This is a genomic window from Nisaea denitrificans DSM 18348 (genome assembly GCF_000426505.1).
Classification (GTDB): Bacteria; Pseudomonadota; Alphaproteobacteria; order Thalassobaculales; family Thalassobaculaceae; genus Nisaea; species Nisaea denitrificans.
Map to the genome: position 1 here is coordinate 557,240 of NZ_KE384531.1, position 25,369 is coordinate 582,608.

24 protein-coding genes are annotated in these 25,369 nt (G+C 59.8%); 14 read left to right on the forward strand and 10 right to left on the reverse strand.

Translation table 11 applies throughout. The features are described from left to right. Nucleotide 1: 1 nt before the first annotated feature. Both lptG and lptF read right to left on the reverse strand, forming a co-directional pair. Nucleotides 2–1,096 (reverse strand): LPS export ABC transporter permease LptG, encoded by a 1,095-nt coding sequence (gene lptG / locus K328_RS0119585; RefSeq protein ID WP_028467422.1) that lies wholly within the window; start codon nt 1,094–1,096, stop codon nt 2–4. Next, the gene (lptF, locus tag K328_RS0119590; protein ID WP_036554963.1) at nt 1,093–2,217 is read right to left on the reverse strand and encodes an LPS export ABC transporter permease LptF; all 1,125 of its coding nucleotides are present in this window, start codon (nt 2,215–2,217) and stop codon (nt 1,093–1,095) included. Before lptF ends, lptG begins: the two co-directional genes overlap by 4 nt. A 240-nt stretch (nt 2,218–2,457) precedes the next feature. On the opposite strand from lptF, the gene K328_RS0119595 reads away from it, so the two are divergent. The 4 genes from K328_RS0119595 (at nt 2,458) to ndk (ending at nt 6,264) form a co-directional block, all read left to right on the forward strand. Further along, a complete protein-coding gene (locus tag K328_RS0119595; RefSeq protein WP_028467424.1) occupies nt 2,458–3,945 on the forward strand; it encodes a leucyl aminopeptidase in 1,488 nt (495 codons plus the stop codon). 20 nt (nt 3,946–3,965) lie between these two features. Further along, nucleotides 3,966–4,415 (forward strand): DNA polymerase III subunit chi, encoded by a 450-nt coding sequence (locus tag K328_RS0119600; protein WP_028467425.1) that lies wholly within the window; start codon nt 3,966–3,968, stop codon nt 4,413–4,415. 40 nt (nt 4,416–4,455) lie between these two features. Beyond that, the gene (locus K328_RS0119605; protein ID WP_028467426.1) at nt 4,456–5,673 is read left to right on the forward strand and encodes a MalY/PatB family protein; all 1,218 of its coding nucleotides are present in this window, start codon (nt 4,456–4,458) and stop codon (nt 5,671–5,673) included. Between the two features lie 168 nt (nt 5,674–5,841). Beyond that, nucleotides 5,842–6,264, forward strand: a complete 423-nt coding sequence (gene ndk, locus K328_RS0119610; protein ID WP_028467427.1) for a nucleoside-diphosphate kinase — start codon at nt 5,842–5,844, stop codon at nt 6,262–6,264. 85 nt (nt 6,265–6,349) lie between these two features. On the opposite strand, the gene K328_RS26485 is transcribed toward ndk, so the two are convergent. The 3 genes from K328_RS26485 to purM form a co-directional block, all read right to left on the reverse strand. Then, nucleotides 6,350–6,487 carry an aa3-type cytochrome c oxidase subunit IV gene (locus K328_RS26485; RefSeq protein ID WP_084608429.1) on the reverse strand — a complete coding sequence of 46 codons (138 nt, stop codon included), beginning with the start codon at nt 6,485–6,487 and terminating at the stop codon, nt 6,350–6,352. A 94-nt stretch (nt 6,488–6,581) separates the two neighbouring features. Next, a complete protein-coding gene (purN, locus tag K328_RS0119620; protein ID WP_028467428.1) occupies nt 6,582–7,250 on the reverse strand; it encodes a phosphoribosylglycinamide formyltransferase in 669 nt (222 codons plus the stop codon). Next, nucleotides 7,247–8,329, reverse strand: a complete 1,083-nt coding sequence (purM, locus tag K328_RS0119625; protein WP_028467429.1) for a phosphoribosylformylglycinamidine cyclo-ligase — start codon at nt 8,327–8,329, stop codon at nt 7,247–7,249. Before purM ends, purN begins: the two co-directional genes overlap by 4 nt. Before the next feature lie 143 nt (nt 8,330–8,472). On the opposite strand from purM, the gene K328_RS0119630 reads away from it, so the two are divergent. The 6 genes from K328_RS0119630 (at nt 8,473) to K328_RS25035 (ending at nt 16,296) form a co-directional block, all read left to right on the forward strand. Beyond that, on the forward strand, nt 8,473–9,741 hold the full coding sequence (locus K328_RS0119630; protein WP_028467430.1) for a DUF2066 domain-containing protein: 1,269 nt from the start codon (nt 8,473–8,475) through the stop codon (nt 9,739–9,741). A 48-nt stretch (nt 9,742–9,789) separates the two neighbouring features. After that, nucleotides 9,790–10,878 (forward strand): AI-2E family transporter, encoded by a 1,089-nt coding sequence (locus tag K328_RS0119635; protein WP_028467431.1) that lies wholly within the window; start codon nt 9,790–9,792, stop codon nt 10,876–10,878. A gap of 20 nt (nt 10,879–10,898) precedes the next feature. Further along, nucleotides 10,899–11,615, forward strand: coding sequence for an HdaA/DnaA family protein (locus tag K328_RS0119640; RefSeq protein ID WP_051285193.1), 717 nt, complete (start codon nt 10,899–10,901; stop codon nt 11,613–11,615). A 44-nt stretch (nt 11,616–11,659) separates the two neighbouring features. Then, nucleotides 11,660–12,442, forward strand: a complete 783-nt coding sequence (locus K328_RS0119645; RefSeq protein WP_028467433.1) for an SDR family oxidoreductase — start codon at nt 11,660–11,662, stop codon at nt 12,440–12,442. 176 nt (nt 12,443–12,618) lie between these two features. After that, nucleotides 12,619–14,763 carry an RNA degradosome polyphosphate kinase gene (locus K328_RS0119650; protein WP_028467434.1) on the forward strand — a complete coding sequence of 715 codons (2,145 nt, stop codon included), beginning with the start codon at nt 12,619–12,621 and terminating at the stop codon, nt 14,761–14,763. A 72-nt stretch (nt 14,764–14,835) separates the two neighbouring features. After that, nucleotides 14,836–16,296 (forward strand): Ppx/GppA phosphatase family protein, encoded by a 1,461-nt coding sequence (locus K328_RS25035; RefSeq protein WP_342665357.1) that lies wholly within the window; start codon nt 14,836–14,838, stop codon nt 16,294–16,296. 17 nt (nt 16,297–16,313) lie between these two features. Here K328_RS25035 and rnd read toward each other — a convergent pair whose 3' ends face one another. After that, complete coding sequence (gene rnd / locus K328_RS0119660) at nt 16,314–17,462, reverse strand: ribonuclease D (RefSeq protein WP_028467435.1); 1,149 nt, start codon at nt 17,460–17,462, stop codon at nt 16,314–16,316. Nucleotides 17,463–17,651: 189 nt separating this feature from the next. Between rnd and K328_RS0119665 the strand changes: the two genes are divergently transcribed. Continuing rightward, nucleotides 17,652–18,617, forward strand: coding sequence for an SPOR domain-containing protein (locus K328_RS0119665; protein WP_084608430.1), 966 nt, complete (start codon nt 17,652–17,654; stop codon nt 18,615–18,617). Between the two features lie 66 nt (nt 18,618–18,683). Here K328_RS0119665 and K328_RS0119670 read toward each other — a convergent pair whose 3' ends face one another. Both K328_RS0119670 and K328_RS25040 read right to left on the reverse strand, forming a co-directional pair. Further along, complete coding sequence (locus K328_RS0119670) at nt 18,684–19,013, reverse strand: DMT family transporter (protein ID WP_028467437.1); 330 nt, start codon at nt 19,011–19,013, stop codon at nt 18,684–18,686. Between the two features lie 228 nt (nt 19,014–19,241). Continuing rightward, the gene (locus K328_RS25040; RefSeq protein ID WP_051285196.1) at nt 19,242–19,973 is read right to left on the reverse strand and encodes a GGDEF domain-containing protein; all 732 of its coding nucleotides are present in this window, start codon (nt 19,971–19,973) and stop codon (nt 19,242–19,244) included. Nucleotides 19,974–20,213: 240 nt separating this feature from the next. Between K328_RS25040 and K328_RS25045 the strand changes: the two genes are divergently transcribed. Continuing rightward, nucleotides 20,214–21,023, forward strand: coding sequence for an EipB family protein (locus tag K328_RS25045; RefSeq protein WP_051285199.1), 810 nt, complete (start codon nt 20,214–20,216; stop codon nt 21,021–21,023). A 20-nt stretch (nt 21,024–21,043) separates the two neighbouring features. Here K328_RS25045 and K328_RS0119685 read toward each other — a convergent pair whose 3' ends face one another. Both K328_RS0119685 and K328_RS0119690 read right to left on the reverse strand, forming a co-directional pair. Further along, nucleotides 21,044–22,405: a DNA polymerase IV gene (locus tag K328_RS0119685; protein ID WP_084608432.1), complete on the reverse strand. Its 1,362-nt coding sequence runs from the start codon at nt 22,403–22,405 to the stop codon at nt 21,044–21,046. Between the two features lie 37 nt (nt 22,406–22,442). Next, nucleotides 22,443–23,369: an ROK family protein gene (locus K328_RS0119690; protein ID WP_028467439.1), complete on the reverse strand. Its 927-nt coding sequence runs from the start codon at nt 23,367–23,369 to the stop codon at nt 22,443–22,445. Between the two features lie 147 nt (nt 23,370–23,516). Here K328_RS0119690 and K328_RS0119695 point away from each other — a divergent pair, with 147 nt between their 5' ends. Both K328_RS0119695 and K328_RS0119700 read left to right on the forward strand, forming a co-directional pair. After that, nucleotides 23,517–23,900 carry a response regulator gene (locus K328_RS0119695; RefSeq protein WP_281169439.1) on the forward strand — a complete coding sequence of 128 codons (384 nt, stop codon included), beginning with the start codon at nt 23,517–23,519 and terminating at the stop codon, nt 23,898–23,900. Nucleotides 23,901–23,906: 6 nt separating this feature from the next. Further along, nucleotides 23,907–25,292 carry a PleD family two-component system response regulator gene (locus K328_RS0119700; protein ID WP_028467441.1) on the forward strand — a complete coding sequence of 462 codons (1,386 nt, stop codon included), beginning with the start codon at nt 23,907–23,909 and terminating at the stop codon, nt 25,290–25,292. The last annotated feature ends 77 nt before the right edge of the window (nt 25,293–25,369 follow it).

Here is a 25,369-nt window from a genome sequence, read left to right on the forward strand (position 1 = left end):
ATTAACCATCCTCAAGGTGAAGCAGACTGGCGCAGCCGAGCAGCGCGGTCACGGTCGCCGGTGTCCAGGCGGCAAGCACTTCCGGAATCCGGGCGGACAATCCCAGAGCGAAAACCAGGTCGGATGCGAAATAAAGAAAAAATCCGGTGAACAGGCCGGCGCTGACCCAGACCATGGTCCCGCCGCGCCGGGTCAGGCGAAGCGAGAAGGTGGCTGCTATCAGGACCATCGCGCAAAGCAGCAGCGGCGAAGCGAGCAAAGCATGCCAGTAGAGCCTGTGCCGGACCGCGGAAAAGCCTGCGCTCTCCAGAATAGAGATGAATTTAGGCAGCTCCCAGAACGACATGGTCTCCGGTGGAGAAAAGCTGTCCTGGATGTTTTCGAGCGTGAGTGCCGTTGGAAGGCGATAAACAGAGCGGGTTTCCGGAATGGCGTTCTTGGTGGTCAGGATGACGTTATTCATCTGCCAGAAGCCGGATTTCAATGTTGCTTCTGCGGCGTCGACCCTGGCGTCGAAGTTGTCTTCTCCCTCGAAGAACAGCACGGTCAGGCCGGACAGGCTGGCGCCGTCGGCCGCCACGCCAGTGGCATGCAGGACGAAATGGCCGGTACTGGTCTGCTCCCGGAGCCACAGACCACCATCTGTCAGCGCCATGAAGTTTCCCTTATCCCGCAGGATCTTGTTCTCGAGCGCTTCGTATTTGGCCGTCATCACGGAGGCAACCGGATTGAAGACGGTGATCTTGAAGACCCCGATCAGGAACGCAATCATCAGGGCTGGCAGCAGGAACTGCCAGACTGAAACCCCTGCCGCGCGGGCCACCACAAGTTCGTTCGAACGCGTCATCCGGGTAAAGGCCAGCATGGCGCCGAACAGGGTGGCAAATGGCAGGATGGTCTGCCCCATCTGGGGGGCTTTCAGTGCCGCCATTTGCAGCATCAGGGTCAGGGTTGCGAGTTCTTTGTCAGAACCCCGTCGCAGCAACTCGATGGCATCGAGCAGATAAACAATCCCCATGATCGCGAAGAAAGTGCCGAGCACCCAGAACAGGAACTGCTTGCCGAAATAAAATGAGAGCGTCCCCGACAATTTCATGCGGGCGACCCTTCGACCGGTGCGGACGGAGAGCGTGGCCGGCGCAGCTTCTGACGGGCCAGAATGATCAGGCAGATCAGTATTGGTGCGATTGCGCTGCCATACATCAGCGGCAGCAATCCGAACTCCTTGGCCGCCGCGTATTTCGAGCCGAGAACTGCCGCCTGCACCAGGCCGACCAGAACGACCGCGACAATCAGGCGGCGGCTCTGGCCCCGGCGGGAGAATTCCCCCTTTAGAATGACGACCAGCCCAATCAATGGCAGGGCGAGGCCGAGCAGCGGCGTGACCAGGCGGCTATGCCCCTCGGCCTTGTATTTGAGGAAATTGCGGGGCTGGGTGATTTGCTCCGTCGGGTTGAGCAACTCGTCGACGAAAAGCTCGTTTTGGTCGCGCGCCGTACGCTGGCCCACTTCGCCCAGGCCGCCAAGATCGACAGTGTAGCGATCGAAATAGAGAATATTGATACGCCCGGTCGCATTTTCGCGTGCCTGCCGGTTGCCGTTCACCATCAGGACTTTCGGATCATTGCCATCGAGAATCAGCGCCCCTCGTTCGGCCAGCAGGGTGACCGACTCGCTCTCGTCACGATCATCCTGGACGATAATCCCGGCAAGCTCCCCGTCCGGTTGGCGGGCGCGCACGAAAACCGTCACGTCGTCGCTGATAGAATTGAAGACACCCTCGCGCAGCAACACGTTGGTGTAATTGTGCCGGATCTGGAACTGCAGCTCCTTGAAGCCGCGGTAAGAGACCGGGACCAGGTACAGGCTCAGCAGATAGCCGAGCAGAGTAACAATGATGGAAACGATTATGGCCGGGCGGGCAAGCCCCAGCGGCCCGAGGCCGGACGCGGTGAGCACGACCAGTTCGCGATCGCTTGCCATCCGGCTATAGACGAACATCGTCGCGGCGAAACAGGCAATGGGCAGCACCAGCGATAGCCAAGTCGGCATCAGCAGAACAGTGAAGTAGATGAATGTCGCGAGCGGTAGGCCCCGGTTCACGATCATGTCGATGAAACGCAGGGACTGGCTCAGCCAGATGACACAGGTCAGCGAGACCACAACAATGATCATCGCGGCCACTATCTGGCGAATGACGTAGCGGTCGATCCTCATGATCCCGTTTGGCTGGTCGTGCCCAGGCGGGTTCTTGCGCAACCCGCTTCGAAGAGCGCATGATAGCGATGTTTCAAGTGTTTCCAATCACGAACTTAATCAGGATGCGAGCAGCACAGGTTCGTTACCCGCGCATGCAGGGCTACCCGGCGACACAGCGCCTGCGGAAGTCTTCCGGTCGGCACACCAGGCACGCATGCGCCTGATCGGCGCGAACCTTTGCTCAGAGGGAGAATCGGAATGAAAATAGGGTTTCAGAAGTTGGCCTTGCCGACCAAGGGCGCGGTCGTTGTCGGAGTGATGGAAGACAATGTCCTGCTGCCGCTTGGCGCCGAACTGGACGAGCAACTCGGCGGCCTGCTGTCGCGGGCAATGAAGGCCGGCAAGTTCAGCGGCAAGTCGAACCAGACCCTCTCCGTGTTCGGTGCGACGGGCACGGTGCTTCTGTATGGCCTCGGTGACGGCAGCAAGATCGACGAGCTTTGGGCCGAGAATGCCGGCGGCTCCATTGTGGGCGCTCTGCTCGATACGGGCGACAAGGAAGCGGCTGTGTTGTTCGAGCCGCATGCTGCGGATGGCACGGCAGACGAAGGCGCGGCCGCCCGGGCTGCCCGACTGGCGTTTGGCGGCCTGCTGCGCACTTACCGTTTCGACAAGTACAAGACCAAGCAGAAGAAGGAAGACCTGCCTGTCCTGCAAAAGCTGACGGTTCTGACCGATGAAGCGACGGCGGCAAAGAAAGCCTTTGCCGGGCTGCATGCCGTTGCGGACGGTGTCTTCATGGCTCGCGATCTGGTCAGCGAGCCGGCGAACGTGCTCTACCCGACTTCCTACACCAAGCGTGTAGAGGAGCTGTCAGAGCTCGGCGTGAAGATCGAGGTGCTGGACGAAAAGCAGATGAGCAAGCTCGGCATGGGCGCTCTGCTCGGTGTCGGCCAGGGCTCCGAGCGCGAGAGCCGGATGGTCATCATGCGCTGGGACGGTGGCCCGAAGAAGCAGCAGCCGATTGCCTTTGTCGGCAAGGGTGTCTGCTTTGACACCGGCGGTATTTCCCTGAAGCCGGCGGGCGGCATGGAAGACATGAAGTGGGACATGGGCGGCTCCGCAACCGTGGTCGGCCTGATGAAGGCGCTGGCCGGTCGTAAGGCGAAAGCCAACGTGATCGGCGTTGTAGGCCTGGTCGAGAACATGCCGGACGGGAATGCCCAGCGGCCGGGCGACGTCGTTACGTCCATGTCCGGTCAGACCATCGAGATCATCAATACCGATGCGGAGGGCCGACTCGTTCTGGCTGATGCACTCTGGTACACGCAAGACCGCTTCAAACCGCAATTCATGCTCGATCTCGCTACCCTGACCGGCGCCATGATGGTCGCTCTCGGTCAGGTTAATTGCGGCTTCTTCGCAAACAATGACGAGCTTGCCGGCAAGCTTGAGGCCGCCTCGAAAACCGCTGGCGAGAAGATCTGGCGGATGCCGCTCGGCGAGGAATACAACAAGATGATGGACAGCGACATTGCTGACATGAAGAACGCCGGCGCGCGCTGGGGTGGCAGCATCACCGCCGCCTGCTTCCTTGAGCGGTTCGTCAACGACCTGCCGTGGGTCCATATGGACATCGCCGGCATGGCTTGGTCCTCCAAGGCGTCCTCGACGGTGCCGAAAGGCGGAACCGGCTGGGGCGTGCGATTGCTCAATGAGCTGGTGCAGGCGAATTACGAAGCCTGACCGGCACGGCGCTCATTGTGATGACAGACATCAACTTCTACCATCTGACGGCGCGCCCCTTGGAATGGGCTCTGCCGAAGCTTCTTGAAAAGTCGCTTCAGGCGGAGGCCCGCGTCGTCGTGATGGCGTCGAGCGAGGAGCGCGTCGCCGACCTCAATGCCCATCTCTGGGCGTTCGATCAGGATAGCTGGCTGCCCCATGGCAGCGAAAAGGACGGGAACGCGGAATTGCAGCCGATCTGGCTGACGATTACGGACGAAAACCCGAACGAGGCGCGCTTTCTGTTTCTGACGGATGGCGCGACCTCGGAGCATGTGAGCGATTACGAGCGCGTGTTCGAGTTGTTCGACGGCCGCAACGACGAGGCGGTGAAGACGGCACGGGCCCGCTGGAAGGATTACAAGGCTGCCGGTCATACGCTTGCCTACTGGCGGCAAACCGAAAGCGGCGGTTGGGAGAAGGCCGGCTGAGCCCGGTCATGGATGAAATAAGCGAGCCCTGGAGTAACAGGTGAAATACGATTTCGATCAGGAGATCCGGCGGACCGGGACGAATTCCGTCAAGTGGCAGATTTATTGGCGCGGCGACAAGCGGGAGCTGTGGGAGGGCACGGACCCTGATCTTGGCGCCGAGCGGACCTTGCCGATGTGGGTCGCCGACATGGATTTCCAGATTGCCGAGCCGATCCGTGACGCCATGCGGGCCCGGATCGACCATCCGATCTTCGGCTATGTGGTCCGCACGCCGGACTATAACGAAGCGATTACTGGCTGGATGGAACGTCGCCATGGCTGGAAGATCGATCCCGAATGGATCGTTAACACGCCGGGTGTGGTGCCTGCGCTCAACTTGCTGATCCGGGCCCTGACCGAACCGGGCGACAAGGTGCTGATCCAGCGCCCAGTCTATTATCCCTTCACCTACGCGATCGAGAATAACGACCGCGAAGTCGTTTCCAACTCACTGGTGATGGAAAACGGCGTCTACCGGATGGATTTCGACGATCTCGAAGCCAAGACGGCCGACCCCAAAGTGAAGCTTTGCGTCTTCTGCAGCCCGCACAACCCGGTCGGCCGGGTCTGGACCGAGGACGAACTGAAGCGGTTTGGCGAGATCTGCAAGAAGAACGGTGTCGTCGTCATTGCCGACGAGATCCATGGCGACCTGATGTTGAACGGCTCCACCTTCGTGCCGTTCGGAAAGCTCGGCGCGGACATGATGGACAATGCGGTTGTCTGCACAGCTCCGTCGAAGACCTTCAATCTGGCGGGTCTGCACACGTCCAACATGATCGTCTCGAATGAGACTTACCGAAAGGCGCTGAACAAGGAAATTGCTGCCTCCGGCATCGGCGGCATGAACAGCTTCGGCCTTGTCGCCACCATGGCTGCCTACAACGACGGCGAGGAGTGGCTGGCCCAGGTGCTCGATTACCTGAGTGAAAACGCCAATTATCTCGAAAGCTTCATTGCCGAGCGGATTCCGGAAATCAAAGTGATCCACCCGGAAGGGACCTATCTGGTCTGGCTCGACTGCCGGGGACTTGGTCTCGACAAGCTGGAGCTTGAAGCCCTGATGCATGAAGAGGCGAAAGTCCTGTTCGACGAGGGCTATGTCTTTGGCACCGAGGGCGAGGGTTTCGAGCGCATCAATATCGCTTGCCCGCGCTCCATCCTCACCGATGCGCTGGAGCGGATCGAGGCGGCGGTGGCGAAACGCCGCGCCTGACCGGGTATTCAGGGAAAAATTCGGGGCGGGGCAGGTCATCGCGTGGCTTGCCCCGTTCCGTCCGCACCGCTATAAGGCGCGCGCCGGGCGCTTTTGCGCCCGCCTAGCTTTTTCAATCGTATTTCGCGGATGGCTCCGGCCGTCCAGCAGAACCAGAAGAGAGACACGATGGCCATTCAGCGCACTTTCTCCATCCTCAAGCCGGACGCAACCGAGCGGAATCTGACCGGCGGCGTCAACAAAATGATCGAAGAAGCGGGCCTGCGCATTGTCGCGCAGAAGCGCATCCAGATGACCCAGAAGCAGGCCGAAACCTTCTATGCCGTGCACAGCGCGCGTCCGTTCTTCGGCGAACTCGTCGAATTCATGATCTCCGCTCCGGTCGTCGTGCAGGTTCTGGAAGGCGAAAACGCCATCGCGACCTATCGCGACGTGATGGGCGCCACCAACCCGGCCGAAGCAGCCGAAGGCACCATCCGGAAGGCCTATGCCAAGTCCATCGGTGAGAACACCGTGCACGGTTCCGATGCCGAGGAAACCGCCGTGATCGAGATCGCCCAGTTCTTCAGCGGCAACGAAATCGTCGGCTGAATTATTGCTGCCGAATAGAAAAAGGGCCGGTCAGTTGACCGGCCCTTTTTGATTCCGCCTTGCGGCTGGTTTGACCTGTTGCCGGTCAGACCAGGAAGATGGCCATCAGGATCAGCAGAATGATGACACTCACGGTCGACCATTTCAGCATGCCGATGAACCACTCGTAATTATTCTTGTATTCCGGATAATTGCTGTCCGTGGATCCGTTGCTCGCAGCCATATCGCCTCCGTAGAAATGTCATGCCGGGCTGAACCCGGTTCGTAACTCTGCAAACTGTATAATTCAGCGGGCCCTAGGCGCCAAGCCTCTATCGTCAGCCGATTGGTTCAGATGAGGGGTTATGCAGGGCGGCATCAGGGTAATTGGCCCCGTCGAGGAACACCCGCTCGCCCTCGATGCGCACCCGGCCTTCCGCCACCCATTTAAGGCAAGCGGGATAGATCCGGTGTTCCTGCACCAGAATGCGAGCGGCCAGCGTATCACCGGTATCGTCCTGGTGAATCGGCACCACTGCCTGCTGAATGATTGGGCCGACATCCATTTCCGGTGTGACGAAATGCACCGTACATCCGGCGAACCGCGCGCCTGCGTCGATAGCCCTCTGTTGGACGTTAAGCCCTTTGAAGGACGGCAGCAGGGACGGGTGGATGTTGATCATCCGTCCGCTCCAATGCTCGACGAACGCGGTCGTCAGAAGCCGCATGAAGCCGGCAAGACAGATGAATTCCACGCCAGCCGCGTCGAGTGCTTTCTGCATGTCCGCATCGAAACTGGTGCGGTCCGCGTAGTTTTTGTGATCGAAGACAACGGCTGGAATGCCTGCCGCCTTTGCCCGGTCCAGTGCACGAACGCCCGGACGGTTCGAGATCACTGTGACGATTTCGGCTGGATGGTCAGGGGCGGCGCAGGCGTCGATCAGCGCCTGCAGATTGCTGCCGCTGCCCGATACCAGAACGCCGACTCTGAGCTTGCCTTCGCTCACGCGGGCCAGGTCCGGAGCCCTTGCAGTGTGACGGACGGTGCGTCGCCTGCCCGATCGGTCAGTTTGCCGATCCGGAAGACAGTTTCGCCGGCCTCTGCCAGGATTTCGGTTACAGCACCCGCCCGGTCCGCCGAAACGGTCAGGGTCATGCCGATGCCGCAGTTGAAGGTCCGGGCCAGTTCTTCTGCTGGTACGCCGCCGGTTTCTGCCAGCCATCTGAAGACCGGCGGAAGCGTCCAGCTTTCGACATCGATCTCGGCAGCAAGATGCTTCGCGAAAGAACGCGGCGGATTGTCCAGCAGACCGCCGCCCGTGATATGGGCGAGGCCAGTGACGCCGCCGCTTGCGAGAGCTGCCAGACAGGACTTCACATAGATCCGGGTCGGCGTCAGCAGCGCGTCGCCGAGGCTCTGACCTTTGGCGAAGGGAGCATCGTCACCCCAGCCGAGGCCGGAGCGGTCGACGATCCGGCGCACCAGAGAGAAGCCGTTCGAATGCACGCCTGAGGCGGCTAGACCGAGAATCACATCGCCGGCTTCGGCGCGCGGCTCCAGAATCAGGTTCTCGCGCTCCGCCGCGCCAACGGCGAATCCGGCAAGATCGAAATCGCCGTCCGTATACATGCCCGGCATTTCCGCCGTCTCGCCGCCGATCAGGGCGGCTCCGGACTGGCGGCAACCTTCGGCGATCCCTGCAACGACCGTGCGGGCCGCTTCGACATCGAGCTTGCCGGTGGCGTAGTAATCGAGGAAAAACAGCGGCTCGGCGCCCTGCACGACCAGATCGTTCACACACATGGCGACAAGATCGGTACCGACGCCGGAATAGTTTCCGGTATCGATGGCAAGGCGGAGTTTCGTTCCGACGCCATCTGTCGCGGCAACGAAGACCGGGTCTTTGAACCCGGCGGCTTTCGGATCGAAAACACCACCAAAGCCGCCAATAGCGCCATCGGCGCCAGGCCTGACCGTTGACTTGGTCAGAGGCTTGATGAATTCGATCAGTTGGTCCGCCGCATCAATGTCAACGCCCGCTTCCTTGTAGGTAAGGGGGCGGTTGGGTCTATCGGGAGCTGATATGGTCTCCTCCTCAGCCTTCCGGTATAAGGGGCGGGCAGTGTCCGCGGTGCCATTGTTCTGCCCGGATCAGGGTGTATGACGCAGGGGCCGGGACCGCAAGCGTATTTGGCGGACGGCAACATAGTTCAGGGAAGAACGTGCTGATGGGTATTGGGGCTGGAAGCCGCGCGCGGGATACAGAACGGACAGTCGGCATTCCGGCTGCCTGCCGCCTTATGTTGTTTGTAATCATGCTGTTGGCCGCCACATTCTCGGGGAACATCGCCCGGGCACAATCGGATGCGAGCCGAGTTTTCGAGGTGCGCGGCGTTTCGGTGGACGCGCAGGCCGCTACTGCAGCCCAGGCTCAGGCCCAGGCTATCGGGGAAGGCCGCCGCGAGGCATGGCGCCGTCTGATCAATCGCCTGGTGCCGAAGGCGCAGGCCGCGGGCCTGCCGCCACTATCCGACGATTTGCTTGTCGGTTTGACGGTCGGATATGAAGTCGCACGGGAACGGACCTCGGATGTCCGTTATCTCGGGTCGCTGAACTTCCGCTTCAATCCGGTGGCAGTGCGGCAATATTTCACGTCTCTTGGTGTCGCCTATGCCGAGGTAGCCTCCCAACCCGTGCTGATCCTCCCGGTCTATAATAACGGCAGCAAGCCGCTGCTCTGGGATGAGGAAAGCCCATGGCTTGCAGCATGGCTCGACCGGGCCAATGCAGGCGGTCTGGTGCCGATCGCGGTGCCGTATGGGGATCTTGCGGATATTCGCGATATCACCGCGGTTCAAGCCGTTCTGGCGGACCGCGAAGCGATCATGACAATAGCCGCGCGCTACGGCGCGGAGCAGGCGGTAGTCGTGAACGCCCGACCGATTTCCATCGAATCCGCGGGGCAGGCCGTCGAGCTCAACCTGACTTATGTTGGCGGCATTGCGGACGGCCAATCCCTGGTGCGGACCGTGACGCCCGATCCGGGCAACCCTGAGGCGGATCTGCTGTCGGTCGCGGCACGAACAGCGACGTCGGAGATCCAGGAAGCCTGGAAGTCGGAAAACCTGATCAGTCCTGGATTCGAGACGCGGGTCACCGTCATCGTGCCGATTGCCTCTTTCGAAAATTGGCTGGAAGTCCGCAAGGGGCTGGATCAGGTCTCGTCGGTATCGCGACGCGAATTATTGCGAATTTCACGCAATGAAGCCCTGATCGATGTCTGGATCAATGGTGACGCTAACCAGCTCGCGCTGGCATTGAAGCAGAAGGATTTCCTCCTGACGGAAACACAGAACGGCTGGTTGCTCTACAAAGAGGGAATCGAGCTGCCGGAGCGATATCTTACCGCGCCGCTCGTCGCGCCCTTGCCGGACGCGGAGCCCGTTGCACCGCCCGCCAGCGTTGCGCCGCTCATCCTGCCGCCGCTGGTGCAGTGATGCCCTCAGTAATTCCATCTCGAGAACGTGCCGGAAACGGGGAGCGTCATGACACAGCGTGAACGCCTGACATTCTGGGGCGCGCTTCTGATCGCTCTTGTTATCGCTCTTTACGTGCTGAAGGGGGTCCTGGTGCCATTCGTGGCCGGCATGGCGATCGCGTATTTTCTCGATCCCCTGGTGGACCGCTGCGAGCGGCTCCGAATGTCCCGTACTGCGGGCACCACGGTCGTATTGCTCGGCTTCTTCTGTGCCGGGCTGGGAGTCATGCTTCTTCTTGTGCCGTTGGTTCAGGCTCAGGCCGTTTTGCTTGCTAAAACGCTCCCTGGTTATCTTGAAAGATTGCTCGCGTTTGCCGATCCGGTGGTTGGCATGGCCAGAACCTGGCTTGGCAATGGTGGTGCGGAGGAGCTCAATCTCTCCGCTATCGCGGCGAAGGCCGGCGAGTGGCTGATTTCTGTTGCCGGGCAGGTTTTGAGCGGTGGCGCGGCGCTGGCCAATCTTCTGTCGCTTCTGGTTATCACGCCAATAGTCGCCTTCTATCTGCTGCGGGACTGGGATCGTATCGTGGCTGCGGTGGATGGCTGGCTGCCGCGTGCACAGGCGAAGACGATCAGGGAGCAGGCCCGGATCATCGATGAAACACTTGCTTCCTTCGTGCGCGGGCAGGGCTCTGTCTGTCTCATTCTCGGCGGCTTCTATGCTGTGGGGCTGACGCTCGCGGGACTCGATTTCGGTGTGATCATCGGGCTGTTTTCCGGCCTGATTTCCTTCGTGCCCTTCGTAGGGTCGATTTTTGGCGGCCTGCTCAGCATCGGCCTTGCCGCCATGCAGTTCGATTCCCTGACACCCATCGCCATTGTCGCCGCCGTTTTCGTCGCGGGGCAGGCTATTGAAGGCAATTTCCTGACACCCAATCTGGTTGGAGAGGCGGTTGGCCTGCATCCGGTCTGGGTGATTTTCGCCCTGCTGGCGGGCGGGGCGCTGTTCGGTTTTCTCGGCATTCTGATCGCGGTTCCGGTCGCGGCTGTGATCGGCGTGCTCACCCGCTTTGCTCTGTCGCGGTACCTTGTCAGTCCGCTCCATCTTCATGGCATACCGCCATCGGACGATGAGACGGATACTGAAGGACGCTGAGATAGGACCAACGGGCTATTATGATTGAACAGAACAACGGATCGCGTCTGATCGGCGGCGAAGGCGGGCAGCTGCCCTTGTCGCTGGAGCATCGCCCGGCCTTTGACCGAGGCGAATATCTCGTCTCCACCTGCAATGAGGCAGCAACTGCCTGGATCGATTCCTGGCCGTCTTGGCCGGAGGCGACATGGGGACTGAACGTGCACGGGCCCGAAGCCTCGGGCAAAAGTCATCTGGCGGAGGTCTGGGCCCGCAAAGCCAGCGCCATCATGCTCCGTCCGGCGGACCTGGATGTGGATCGGCTGCGAGCGTTGCTCGGCGAGGCCCGCTATATCGTACTGGACAATGTCGACGAGAGCCTGCCGGGCGTGCCCGCCTTTCATCTCTACAACATGATTGTCGAGCGTCGGGGCGCTTTGCTGGTGTTGTCCCGAACGCCTGTCTCGCGTATGGAACTTCACCCGGCGGATGTGAAATCGCGCTTCTCTGCGTTGCCTGCCGTGGCGATCAGCGATCCCGACGACGCATTGATCTCGGGAATTATGGACAAACTCTTTCGCGACCGGCAATTGTTCGTTGCTGAAGAGGTTCTGGCCTTTCTGGTCGGGCGCATGGAACGATCATTTTCGGAAGCACGGGCACTGGTCGAAACCATCGACGCCATGTCGCTTGCCGAGGGGCGCCGGATCACACTGCCACTTGCACGCCGCGCGCTGGAAGCGCGGGCTGCGGGATAGCACCGGGACTGCTAACGAAAAAACAAACAAACGGAGCACTATCCATGGATCTGGGAATTAAAGGGAAGAAAGCCCTCGTCTGCGCGTCGAGCAAAGGGCTCGGCAAGGCATCGGCGATGGCGCTTGCACAAAACGGTGCGGATCTGACGATCTGCTCGCGGACGCCTGAAGCGATCGAGGCAACGGCCGAGGAAATCCGGTCGGCCACCGGCGCGACCGTGCATGCCATCGCATGCGACATCACCACCGACGAAGGCCGGGCAAAGGCGCTGGCGCCGTTCGACGCCAAGCTCGACATCCTTGTAAACAATGCGGGCGGCCCGCCGCCGGGCAACTTCCGGGACTGGACCCGCGACGACTGGATCAAGGCTGTCGATGCCAACATGCTGACCGCCATCGAGCTGATCAAGGCGACCATCGACGGCATGATCGACCGCAAGTTCGGCCGTATCGTGAACATCACCTCCGGTGCCGTGAAGTCGCCCATCGCGATCCTCGGGCTTTCCAACGGAGCCCGCACCGGCCTGACCGGTTTCTGTGCCGGCATTGCCCGTGAAGTCGCCAAGGATGGCGTCACCATCAACGGTCTGCTCCCCGGCCCGTTCGACACCGACCGGCTGCGCGGCAACATGAAGCTGCATGCGGAAAAGGCCGGCGTCGATTTCGAGACCTATTATGCGGAGCAGGCTGCACAGCACACTGCCGGCCGGTTCGGTTATCCGGACGAGTTCGGCCAGACCTGTGCGTTCCTGTGCAGCGCGCATGCCGGCTATATCAACGGCCAGAACGTGCTGATGGACGGCGGGGCCTTCCGCAGCACCATGTAGGCGTTGGATGACGGTATTCGTCATATCGGACGGAAACCGTCATCGAACTGAAACGCGACAGGATTACGGTCCGGCCCGGGATATTCCATATCCCGGGCCGACCTGTGTTATGACAGCGACAAGCGCTGTTGGCGCTGCGAGGTCCAGCAATACAGTCATGACGAGGAGACGGCCCCGTGAGCGAGAGTCAGGCGGAAAGCACGACGCGTATTGACGCGACATCGCCCGAGCGGTTTTTCAACAGGGAACTGTCTTGGCTCGGCTTCAATGCCCGCGTTCTTGAAGAAGCGAACAATCCCGCGCATCCGTTGCTGGAACGACTTCGGTTCGTATCCATTTCAGCGTCGAACCTCGACGAGTTCTACACGGTCCGGGTGGCCGGTCTGAAAGGCATGGTGAATGCCGGCGTGACCACGCCGAGCGCGGATGGTCTCTCCCCGACGAACCAGCTTGTCGCCATCGCGGAAAAGGCCGCTGAACTGATCGCTGTTCAGCAGCAATATCTTGCCATGCTGCTTGGTGAGTTGCGCACGGCCGGGTTCCATCTGATCACCGCAGCTGACCTCACTACCGCAGAACGGAAGTGGCTTGAGGGCCATTTCATCGATCAGGTTTTCCCCCTGCTGACTCCGCTCGCAATCGATCCGGCGCATCCGTTCCCGTTCCTTCCGAACGGTGGTGTCTGCCTCGCCATGCAGCTCACGGATGCTTCCAACGCCATCGATATGGAAGCGTTGCTTCCGCTTCCGGCGCAGGTGGGCCGTTTTGTCCGCCTGCCGGGCAAGGATATCCGTTTCATCGCCATCGAGCAGGTGATCATCGAGCATGTCGACCAGCTGTTCCCGAATTTCACCGTTGCCGGACACGGTATCTTCCGGGTCCTGCGCGACAGTGAAATGGAAGTGGATGAAGAGGCCGAAGATCTCGTCCTATCGTTCGAGTCGGCCCTGAAACGCCGCCGGCGCGGTAACGTCATTCGCCTATCGATGAACAAGGACATGCCGGAAGATCTCCGAAACTTTGTTGTCGATGAGATGAAGGTGGCTAAAGAGGATCTCTTCACCCTGGACGAGATGGTTGGCCTTGCGGATCTGTCGCAGCTGATTGTCAGCGAGCGCCCGGACCTGCTTTGGAAACCGTTCAATCCACGCTTCCCGGAGCGTATCCGTGATTTTGGCGGCGATTGCCTGGCTGCGATCCGCGCCAAGGACATTGTTGTCCACCACCCCTATGAGAGCTTCGACGTCGTCGTCCAATTCCTGCGCCAGGCGGCGGCGGACCCGGCGGTGGTCTCAATCAAGCAGACGCTCTACCGGACATCCAAAGGCAGCCCGATCGTGAACGCCCTGATTGAGGCGGCGGAGGCCGGAAAGTCGGTCACGGCTATGGTCGAGCTGAAGGCTAGGTTCGACGAGGAAGCGAATATCCGTCTTGCCCGTGATCTGGAACGCGCGGGCGTCCAGGTCGTTTACGGTTTTGTGGATCTGAAAACCCACGCGAAGATCTCGCTGGTGGTCCGGCGCGAAGGCAATGGCCTCAGGAACTACGTACATTTCGGGACCGGAAACTATCATCCGATCACGGCGAAGATTTACACGGACCTTTCCTTCTTCACCTGCGACCCGGTGCTGTGCCGGGATGCCGCGCGCATGTTCAACTACATGACCGGCTATGCCACGCCGCAGCAGATGGACAAGCTGTCGCTCTCGCCGCTGACCATGCGCCAGAAGGTGCACGAGCTTGTTGATACCGAGATCGAATTTGCCCGGCAGGGCAAGCCGGCAACGATATGGGCAAAGATGAATTCTCTGGTCGATCCGGACCTGATCGATCTGTTGTACCGGGCGTCGAACGAGGGCGTGAAGATCGAACTGGTCATCCGCGGTATCTGCTGCCTGCGGCCGGGATTGCCGGGTTTATCGGAGAACATCCATGTGCAGAGCATTGTGGGCAGGTTCCTTGAGCATTCGCGGATATTCTGTTTCGGCAATGGTCGGAAGCTTCCCTCCGATCAGGCGAAAGTGTACATGTCCTCCGCTGACTGGATGACGCGTAATCTGGATCGCCGGGTGGAGCATTTCGTGCCTATCGAAAACCGGACGGTGCACCGCCAGGTTCTGGACCAGATCATGGTGGCGAACCTGAAGGATGAGACGAATTCCTGGATCGCGGAGCCGGATGGTCGCTTTGTCCGGGTTGCCGCCGGTGCGGGAGCGTTCTCGGCACATAAATATTTCATGACCAATCCAAGCCTGTCCGGCCGCGGCAGTGCTCTGAAGCGGTCGAACGAAATGCCCAAGAAGCTGAGCGGCACGGAATAACGTTTGTCAGTTCCCTTTTCTCAAGACGGCTGGATCTCCAATAACGGGCCCGACCATAGTGGCCTCGTTGGAGTGCTGGATATTGGATCGAACTCTATCCGTCTCGTCGTTTTCGAAGGCGATGGGCGGATGCCCATTCCGTTGTTCAATGAAAAAGCGCTTTGTGGCCTCGGCACGGGGCTGCAGGAAACCGGACATCTGTCCGAGCAGGGTGTCCGCTCGGCGATGGAGAACCTGGAGCGTTATTTCACGATTGCCAAGGGTATGGGCGTTTCCGAGGTCCGTGTACTGGCGACGGCAGCGGTTCGAGATGCCCGAAACGGAGATGAATTCGTCTCGGCCGTCGAAGGCCGGTTCGGTGCCCGTGTCATGGTGTTGTCGGGAGATGAAGAGGCCCGCCTGTCCGCCCTCGGGGTGATCAGTGCTTTCCCGGAGGCGGATGGCGTGGTCGGCGATCTCGGTGGCGGCAGCCTCGAGCTCGTCGATGTCCAGAACAGCAAGGCGCGCCGTTTCGAGACCACGCCCCTGGGGCCGCTCCGGCTCGGCGAACTCACCCGGCAGAACCGGGACGAGTTGACGGACAGGATCGACTCCATTCTGAATGGCGTGCTTTGGCTTGACGCCATGTCCGGGCGTGACCTGTTCTCTGTCGGCGGCGCCTGGCGCAGCCTTGCACGCGCGCATATGGAGTTGACCGACTATCCTTTGGCGGTGATCCATAACTATGCGATTGGGGCGGAGGAAGCTGTCCGTTTCCTCGACGAAATCACCCGGACGGGCCGGAAGGATCTGCGGGCCCTAGATGCGGTTTCAAAACGCCGCGTGGAAAAGCTGCCTGTTACGGCCCTGGTTCTGAAGCGGGTGATTGAACTCGGCCGTCCGCGCCAGGTCGTGTTCTCGTCTTTCGGATTGCGCGAAGGGTGCCTCTATGATCGGTTGCCGCAGGGTGAGCAGGCGCGCGATCCGCTGGTCGACAGCTGCATGGATATTGCCCGCAAGAGCAGCCGTTTCAGCCCGCACCCGGAGGTTCTGGAGCGCTGGATAGCACCATTTTTCGAGGGCGTGCCTGCTGCGGAACAACGCCTGATCCGGACGGCGTGCATTCTCAGTGATTTCGCCTGGGGCGAGCATCCGAGCTATCGTGGCGAGCATGCTTTTATCCGGGTGCTGCGCCTGCCGGTCGTCGGCTTGAACCATGCCGACCGGGTGTTTCTCGCTTTTGCGATCCTGGCCCGTTACACCGGCAGTATCGAAGAAGAGGGAACCCATCGGGTCCGCAAGCTGCTGTCGATCCGCCGGCGCGATCTGGCCTACAGGGTCGGACTAGCCCTGCGGCTTGCGCTGACCCTGTCCGGTGGTGCGACGGAGCTTCTGGAGAGCGCCCAGCTTGAGCGTGAGCGTGACATGGTGGGAGAGCGCGGCTTTGTCATCAGCATGCACGGCCACCAGGGCGGACTCGGCGGTGACGTGGTGACACGGAGAATCGCAGCGCTGTCAGAAGCGCTGGGTCAGGATATCCGGATCGAATATTAAAAAGCGATGGGGCTCCGTCAGAGCCGCATCAGCTTGATTTTCCCGGCTTCAGCAGTCAGTCCGATCCGCCCGTGTTTCAGATTGACTGCATCGGCGCCAAACAGATCGCGGCGCCAGCCCGTCAGAGCAGGAACATCCGCATCATCGTCCAGCGCGATGGACTCGATGTCGGCCGCATTTGCGATCAGGCGGGCGGCGACTTTTTCCTCGTCCGAGCGGATTTTCAGCAGCACCTTCAGCAACTCGACAATCGGGCCAGGCGCTTCGCGCCTGTCGTCCTTTGCCGGAAGCCTGGGGCAGGCATCGTTCGGTATCGCGAGGGCCTTGTTGACGACTTTGATGATTTCCTGACCCAGCCGGCCGTTCGCCACCTGTGCGTTGAAGGTCCGGGTGCGGGCCAGTTCTTCCGGTGTGCTCGGTGCGTGTGCGGCGATATCCATCAGCACGTCATCGCGCAGGATACGATTACGCGGCACATCCCGCTGTCGTGCCTCGCGTTCACGGAAGGCCGCGATCTGCTGCAAAACGGCCAAAAACCTGGGTTTCCCGCTGCGGACTTTCAGGCGTTGCCAGACGGTTTCGGGATCGGGGTCGTAAATCGCCGGGTCTGCCATTTTAGCGACCTCGTCCGCAATCCAGTCCATACGGCCGGATTTCTCGATGCTTTCCACCAGGGCGCGATAGACAGGGCGAAGGTGGATGACATCGGCAAGCGCGTAGCCGATCTGCTTCTCACTGAGAGGCCGATGGGACCAGTCCGCGAAACGTGAGCTTTTATCGAGATGAACGCCAGTCAGGCTCTGCACCAGTTTGTCGTAGGAAACAGAATCCCCGAAGCCGCAGATCATGCCGGCGACCTGCGTGTCGAAAATCGGCGCCGGGAGTTCCCCGCAGAGATGGTAGAATATCTCAAGATCCTGGCGTGCCGCATGGAAGACCTTCAGAACCTTTTTGTTCTTAAGCAGCTCGATAAGCGGGGCAAGGTCGAGTCCGTCCGCGAGGGTGTCGATGGCGACAGCCTTCTCGTCGTTCCCTAACTGAACCAGACAAAGCTGGGGATAGTAGGTCTTCTCGCGCATGAACTCCGTGTCGATTGTCACGAAGTCTTCGGTCGCGAACTCGGCACAGACGGCGGAGAGCGCAGCGGTATCGGTAATAACGGTCATAGGGTTCTCATACACGGAAAACACGCGCAGCGGAATGCTGCCTTTGAGCCAAAACAGTCTCCTGATTTCAACGCTATAAGCGGTCGGGCAGAGACGTGATAAATATAGATAAATTGCGAAGCTTGCCTATTTTTGAGATTTCGCTAAAATAAAACAGAATAAGTCGTTGATTCTTGCGGGGGAATCGATATGAGGCGAGGTCTTGTAGTTGCGGTGTTACCGCTCTTGTTGGGTGGTTGCCTTCCTGCGATCCCACCGGCAATCAGCCTTGCCACCACCGGATTATCCGGTCTCGCGTTCCTTACCACCGGAAAAACCACTGCCGACCACGTCATTTCCGCCGCAGCGGATGAAGACTGCTCGATGCTGCGCGTCGTTTTCGGCGATGACCCGTGCCGTACCTACGATGGCGATAACACGAAGCCTCTGACAGAACTCGTGGCGTACTACCCGGGGGATTCCGACGACTGGATCGATCAGAATTCAATTCCCGAGGGAACGGTCTCGGGAGAGACGATCCTGACGGTGTTCGTTGATGGAGAGCGCGATGTGCAGAGTCCAGACGTCACAGCCTCCAAAACTTCGCTTTCCAAGATGATCTTTGGCGACGATGGGGGGAGTGCCGTTCCATCCTCCATCAGCGCGGGCCTCTCGCCGCTCAACGATTTGACTGTCGCCGGGTTTGCTCCGATCGATCCCGAACATGCGCTGGAGCCGATCGAGCTTAAAAGTGTTGTCTCGAAAGATAATCAACTTGCCCTGCCGATCTCTTCCCTTGCGAGCTGGAAAGTATCGCCTGATGACGATCTTACCGAGCACAAGCAAAGCATAAGCCGTGATAGCGCGGCGGAAATGACGATTCTTCCGGTGCAGCGGTCGATCCATCGTGCTGCAATGGGGGCGGTTAAAGCGCAGCCTGCGGACCATTTCGTGATGCTCGGCTCCTTCCGTGACAAGAAACGGGCGGAGCACCTGAAAGAAACGGCGCCGGACTCTATCGGCTCGGCGCCGGTCATCATGTCGGTGCATGTCAGAGGCAGCCTGTGGCATCGGGTCGCCGTCGGACCCTTCACCGGCAAGGACGCACTGCAAATGGCTTCCGCGCTTGGACCGGTTTCCGGCAAACAGCCCTGGGCAGCCAAGATAACGAATTGACCCGGCGGCCTGCGTGGCCGTTCCTGATTGAGTAGGATTACACCCGGTTTTCGAGCCGGGTGTTTTTTAATGCCCGGTGCTCTTCGAGAAGAGATGAATGACGGTGACCCCGGCCACGATCAGCAGCAGGCCGATGATGGCGGGAAGATCCGGGATCTGCTTGTAGATTAAAGCGCCGGCCACGGTCACCAGCACAATCCCGATGCCAGCCCAAATACCATAAGCGATGCCGACGGGAATTTCCCGAAGACAGAAGCTCAACAGAACAAAGGCGGCGGCATATGCGACCAGCACGATGGCCGATGGCAGGATAACCGTGAAGCCGTTGGTTGCCTTCAACGCCATCGTGCCGATCACTTCGGCAATGATGGCGAGGGCGAGAAAGAGGTAAGCCATGTGGCTTGCTCCTGTGAATGCGCTGAAGCTGCGACGTAGTGAGCGAGCGCTCGGTGCCGCGGGCAGGCAAAACCTAGGCATTTCCATCTGCGTGGGCAACCTGGTCGCGGCTGGGGCAGAAAGAAAAAGAGGGAGCTGATTGCTCAGCTCCCTCAGGTTTGCTCTGGGTGCTTGCCGACAGAGAAGGCAGAAGCCCGTATCGACAAGTAGGTTGCAAGGCAGGGGCGATTACAGTGCCGAGAACGGACTGTTTTGCTTCCGCGCGTACATTGCGCGGTCGACCCTGTCGAGCAATTCGGTTTCGGTGTCGTCCTGACCGTAGGCGTCGTGACCGACACTCGCGTGAAGATGGATGGAGGACCCGTTCCACTGCAGGGTCCGCGTATTCAGTTCCTGGTCGAGCGCCGCGATCCGTGCGGCTGCTTCGTCGTCGTTGGCGCCCGGCATGATGACCGCGAATTCGTCGCCGCCAAGGCGCGCGATGCTGTCGGTTTCGCGGGTCCGCGACTGGAGAATTCTTGCAACGGTCACCAGCAGTGCATCGCCAGCCATGTGCCCGTAGCTGTCATTGACGGCTTTGAACTTGTCGAGGTCGATCAGCAACAGTGCGCCGGTCAGCCCTTGACGCTTTGCGGCTGCGAGAGCGTTCTGCAGGCGATCACTGAAGCCGCGCCGGTTCAGCAGCCCCGTCAGCTCGTCCGTGACGGACAGACCTTCGAGGAAAGTGATGCGCTTTTCCTGCCGTGCGATCCGGTTCTCGGCTTCGGTCATTGCAATCATGGCAAGGCGCAATGCGATTTCGGTGTCGTTCAGGTCCTGATCTTTAACGATCTGAGAAGCACGGTCCGCGATATCTGCCGGCATGCGGGAGAGGAGATTGCCAACGTCAAGATTTGCGAAAGCGCTCGTCAAGTTCGTGTCTTCCAGTTCCTGTGTCTGCGGGTGCATGAGGTTCGACATGTCACACCACCTAAGTTGTTGTTTCTCGCTCCCTAGGGAATGCATGGGGTGTGCCACTCATGGGGTGACTTGGAAGTAATTGAAATTAATGAAATATTTTTCTCTAAGCCCAGTTACAATTTCGAAATGCAGGTCCATATTGGTGAATGGGCGGAAGGATTTGCCGGGTACGGGGCAAGCTGTGCCGGGTGCCTTCCGCGAGATTGACCACCAGGTTCTGCTGAGCCGAGGGAGGACTGTTTGAAACCCGTTCTGAAACTGACTGCGCTGATTCTAGCCGCCATTGCGGTGCAATGGGCCGTGCCGCTTCCAGTCGCAGCGGCATCTGTAAGCCAGCTCGTGCCGCACAAGGCGCTTTACCGTCTTTCACTCAAGGGTGCGCCGGGGACCAACGATGTTGCGGCTGTCGGTGGCCAGATGGCTTTCGAGTGGCGAGATGCATGCGATGGCTGGGCAATCAATCAGCGCAACCTGATGATCCTGGAAAGTGCCGAGGGTATGAGGAGCAGTGTCGATTCCACGATGACGACTTGGGAAGCCAAGGACGGCTCGTCGTTTCGGTTCATTGTGAACAAGGATTTTGGCGCCAGTGGTGGTGAAGCTTTGGAAGGCCGGGCGCAACGGTCTCCATCGGGCTCGGCAACGGCCAACTTTACGCTGCCGGGCGAGGTCGAGATGGAGCTGCCGGCCGATGTCATGTTTCCGAGCCAGCACACGATTGCCCTACTCAAGAAAATGGCCGACGGAGAAAAGTTCTTTTCGGCATCGCTGTTCGATGGCTCGGAGTTTGAGCCTGCGGGGTTTGTCTCTGCCGCGATCGGACTGGAGATTGTCCCCGAGGGGGAGGAGGAGCCGCTGATTTCAGGGCCGTACTGGCCGGTCAGGCTGGCTTTTTACGGGCCGGAAAATAAGACGGAGTCGCCGGATTATGAATTGGCCGTCGACCTGCATGAAAACGGTATCGCCCGCCGGCTTGAGATCCATTTCAAGGAATTCACCGTGGATGTTGCCTTGCAGCGCCTTGAACGGCTGCCGCCGGGCGGCTGCTGAGCACAGGCAGCGTCGTCGGCTTAGCTCTCGCCTTCGTTTTCCTCAGGAATACGGGCGCTGGTGCCTTGCTTCTCGACGGCTTTCCTGAAGCCGCGGCCTTTTTCGATCGCCTTCGCGCCAAGTTTCGCCCGTACGGCATCCATCGCGTGTTCCACTTTCAGACGGTGTTCCATTTCAGGGTCCGCCAGATCGGGTAGGTCCGCACCGTCAGGGTCGGCCAGATCGGAAACACCTATGCCCATCAGGCGGAATTTCCGGCCATCGGTTTCGCGTTCGAGCAGGTGCTTGCCTGCCCGATAGAGCGTATCCGCCATTTGGGTAGAGCCGTGGTGGTGAACCTGACGGGTGATGCCCTTGAAATCCGAGGTTTTCAATTTCAGGACAATGGTCTTCCCGCTCAGGGCCTTGGTTTTCAGGCGGGTCGAGAGTTCCTCGCAGAGGCGCCAGAGAATGGGATCCAGCGCATCCAGTTTCGAGATGTCATCCGCGAAAGTGGTCTCGCAGGAGACGCTCTTGGCCGGTGACCGTGGCTCGATCTTGCGGTCGTCGCGGCCATGGGAGAAGCGGGCCAGGCGCATGCCGATGCCGCCATAGCGGCGGATCAGGGCGGCTTCTTCCATGCCCTGCAGATGGCCGACCGTTTCGATGCCATCACTCCGTAATTTCTCATGCAGGGATTTGCCCACGCCCCAGATGGTGGTCACGGGGCGGTTTTTCAGGAATGTAGTAGCCTCTTCCTGGCCGATGGCGGCAAAGCCTCGAGGCTTGTCGAGATCGGACGCCACCTTGGCGAGAAACTTGTTGTAGCTGAGCCCGATGGAAGCGGTGATCCCTGTCTCGGCTTCGATCCGGGCTACCAGCCGGCACAAGGTTTCCGATGGCGGGGCATGATGCAGTCTCTCGGTCCCGGTGAGATCAAGAAACGCCTCGTCGATGGAGATTGGTTCGATCATCGGGGTGACAGACAGCATCAGCTCGCGGATTTGTTTGCCGACACGGCTGTATTTCTGCATGTCCGGTTTGATGACAACGGCGCCGGGGCATGCCTTGAGCGCCTTGAACATCGGCATTGCGGAGCGCACGCCGTAGGTTCGCGCGACATAACAGGCCGCGGAGACCACACCGCGGCGCCCGCCTCCGACGATCACAGGTTTGCTGCGGAGTTCCGGATTGTCGCGCTTCTCAACAGTGGCGTAGAACGCATCGCAATCGATATGGGCTATGGCAAGGGCGCGAAGCTCGGGATGGGTAACCATGCGGGGCGAGCCGCATTTCGGGCAGCGCGCGTCTCCACGCATGGCTGTCTCGGGTAGCCAGGAAAAACAGTCCCGGCACAATACCGCGTTATCTGGCGCCAAGGTGTCTGACGTATGCCCGGTCATGGTCGCTGTCCCGTCGCAGCCTGCTGCCGGCCGTTTTCTAACACGTGGGCGGCCAAAGCCACGCCGCTCCTCTGACTCCGCTTGAATCGCCGTGCCGGGGAGGACTCAATCTGGTTCTTACACTATCCGAAAACACGTGCGGGCCCCATAGGGCCGGGACAGTGTCATAGAGCCTGCGGATATTGGACAGCCCGCCACCAAGTACAATGATGTCGGGGTCCAGAATGTTGATGACATGGGCGAGGGAGCGCGCCAGCCGTTCCTCATAAATCCTGAGAGTTGCATCCGCCAGCGGGTCGCCTGCTGCCGAGAAGGACTCTATCTCGCGCGCGGCGATCTTTTTGCCACCAGCTTCTGCATATTGACGCTCTAATGACGGGCCGGAGAGAAAGGTCTCGATGCAGCCGTGCCGTCCGCAATAACAGAGGAGTCCCGGGCGTTCGTCATCCCGGGCTGCGGGTAGCGGATTATGCCCCCATTCGCCGGCGATGGAATTGCGGCCTTCAAGACACTCGCCACGGATTGCGATCCCCGCTCCGACGCCGGTGCCGAGGATGACCCCGAACACTATCTCGGCACCCTTGCCCGCACCGTCTATGGCCTCTGACACGGCAAAGCAGTTTGCGTCATTCTGTAATCTGACGGGACGGCCCAGGGCCTCTTCAAGGTCTTTCTGAAGCGGTTTACCGATCAGCCAGGTCGAGTTGGCATTCTTCACCAGCCCGGTGTCCCGCGATGCGGCACCGGGAATGCCGATTCCGACAGTGCAGCTCTGCCCGATAAGGTCTTCGGTGCGGTTTACCAAGCCGGAAATGGTCGAGATCGTGGCCGCGTAGTCGCCCTTGACGGTAGGCACTCTTTCCTGCGCGACAACCTCGCCGGAAGGGCTGAGTGCGACGGCCTCGGTTTTTGTTCCGCCGAGATCAATCCCGATCCTGAAACCGGATGGCTCTGACTGCCTCATGCCCAGCTCCGCTTAGTTCATTGGTCACTTGCGCTGGAAGGGTTTAGACTGTTTATTCATTTGTAAGATATTCTTTTTTATCCTGTGCCTGTGGCATACAGGATAACCGGGCAGGAAGCCCGATCAGCGGGTCGGATGGAGGACGTAGTGACGGCAGAAACGTCGGTCGAAAAAACAGTGCTCATCGTTGAGGATAACGAGCTCAACATGAAACTGTTTCACGATCTGCTGGAGGCGCACGGGTACAATATCCTCGGTACGCGCGATGGCATGGAAGCATTGAAGATTGCGCGTGAGAAACGTCCAGACCTCATCCTGATGGACATCCAGTTGCCCGAGGTTTCGGGTCTGGAAGTCACAAAATGGATCAAGGAAGATGACGATTTGAATTCCATTCCCGTTATCGCCGTCACAGCTTTTGCCATGAAGGGCGATGAGGAGAAGATCAGGGAAGGCGGCTGTGAGGCATATATTGCTAAACCGATTTCGGTGAGCCATTTCCTGGAGACCGTCCAGAAATTCCTCGGATAGACCGCGATGCCCGGACGCGTACTCGTCGTCGACGACGTCCTGCCGAACATCAAGCTGCTCGAAGCCAAGCTGATGAGCGAGTATTTCGATGTTCGAACGGCTACAAATGGCCCCGATGCCTTGGAAATGATCCAGTCGGATACGCCTGACATCGTGCTGCTCGATGTGATGATGCCTGGCATCGACGGCTTCGAGGTCTGCAAGAGAATTCGCAGCAACCCGGCAACCGCACATCTTCCGGTCGTTATGGTCACCGCCCTCAGCGATCCATCCGACAGGGTTCGGGGGCTTGAGGCCGGGGCGGACGATTTCCTGACAAAACCGGTCGATGATACCGCTCTTTTTGCGCGGGTCCGGTCCCTGCTGCGTCTGAAGGTCATGATCGACGAGTGGCTGCTGAGGGAGCAGACGTCAGCTCATTTCGGCGTACTGGAAACCGGTGTGAACGGCTTGGCCATGGACTATCGGGCCGGGCGCATTCTTCTGATTGAAGACAATCCCATTGACGGCACCAATACGCAGAAAATTCTGAGCAGGGATGAAAACATGGTTTTCACCTGCCCGGGGGCCGCGCAGGCGCGCGAAATCGCTGCGGGTGAAGATATCGAGCTGATCGTCTGTAGCCTCAATCTGGAGGACGAAGACGCGCTGCGGCTTGTATCCCAGTTCCGCTCGACGGAACGGACGCGGCAGATCCCCATCTTGATGACCGGCGAAATAGACCAGATCGACAAGCTTGCGAAAGCGCTTGATCTCGGCGCGAACGATTACATCATGAAGCCGCTGGACAAGAACGAGCTCGCGGCGCGTTCCCGCACCCAGATCCGCCGCCGGCGCTTCCAGGACCGGCTGCGCGAAAGTTATGAGCGTTCCCTGTCCATGGCGCTGATCGATAGCCTCACAGGGCTCTATAACCGGCGCTACTTGGAAACCTATCTGAAAGGCTTGATGGACAACGCGGTCGAGCGCCGCAAGCCGCTGGCGCTCCTGATGCTGGATATCGACCATTTCAAAGCGGTCAACGATACCCACGGGCACATCGTCGGCGACAAGGTCCTGAAGGCGGTCGCGGAAGCTTTGATCAACAGCCTCAGATCCGTCGATATGATCGCGCGGATCGGGGGCGAGGAATTCGTGGTGGTGATGCCCGATACCTCGGAAGAATTCGCCGAGGCTGTGGCCGAGCGGTTGCGTCGCCGCGTCTCTGAGACCCATGTTTCCTTTGAAGGTGTTGAAGAGCCGGTCACGGTGAATATCAGCATCGGCCTGACCATGCGCACGGGCGACGACAAGACCGTCGAGGACCTGATGACGCGCGCGGACAAGGCGCTTTACGGTGCGAAAAACGCGGGGCGAAACCGAGTCGTCTCCGATATCCCGGAAGCCGGCTAGAGCCGCAATTTCCAATTTCATGTCTGAAATGCAAAACGGGCCGCCAAGGCGACCCGTTCAAGAAATCATAATAAGAT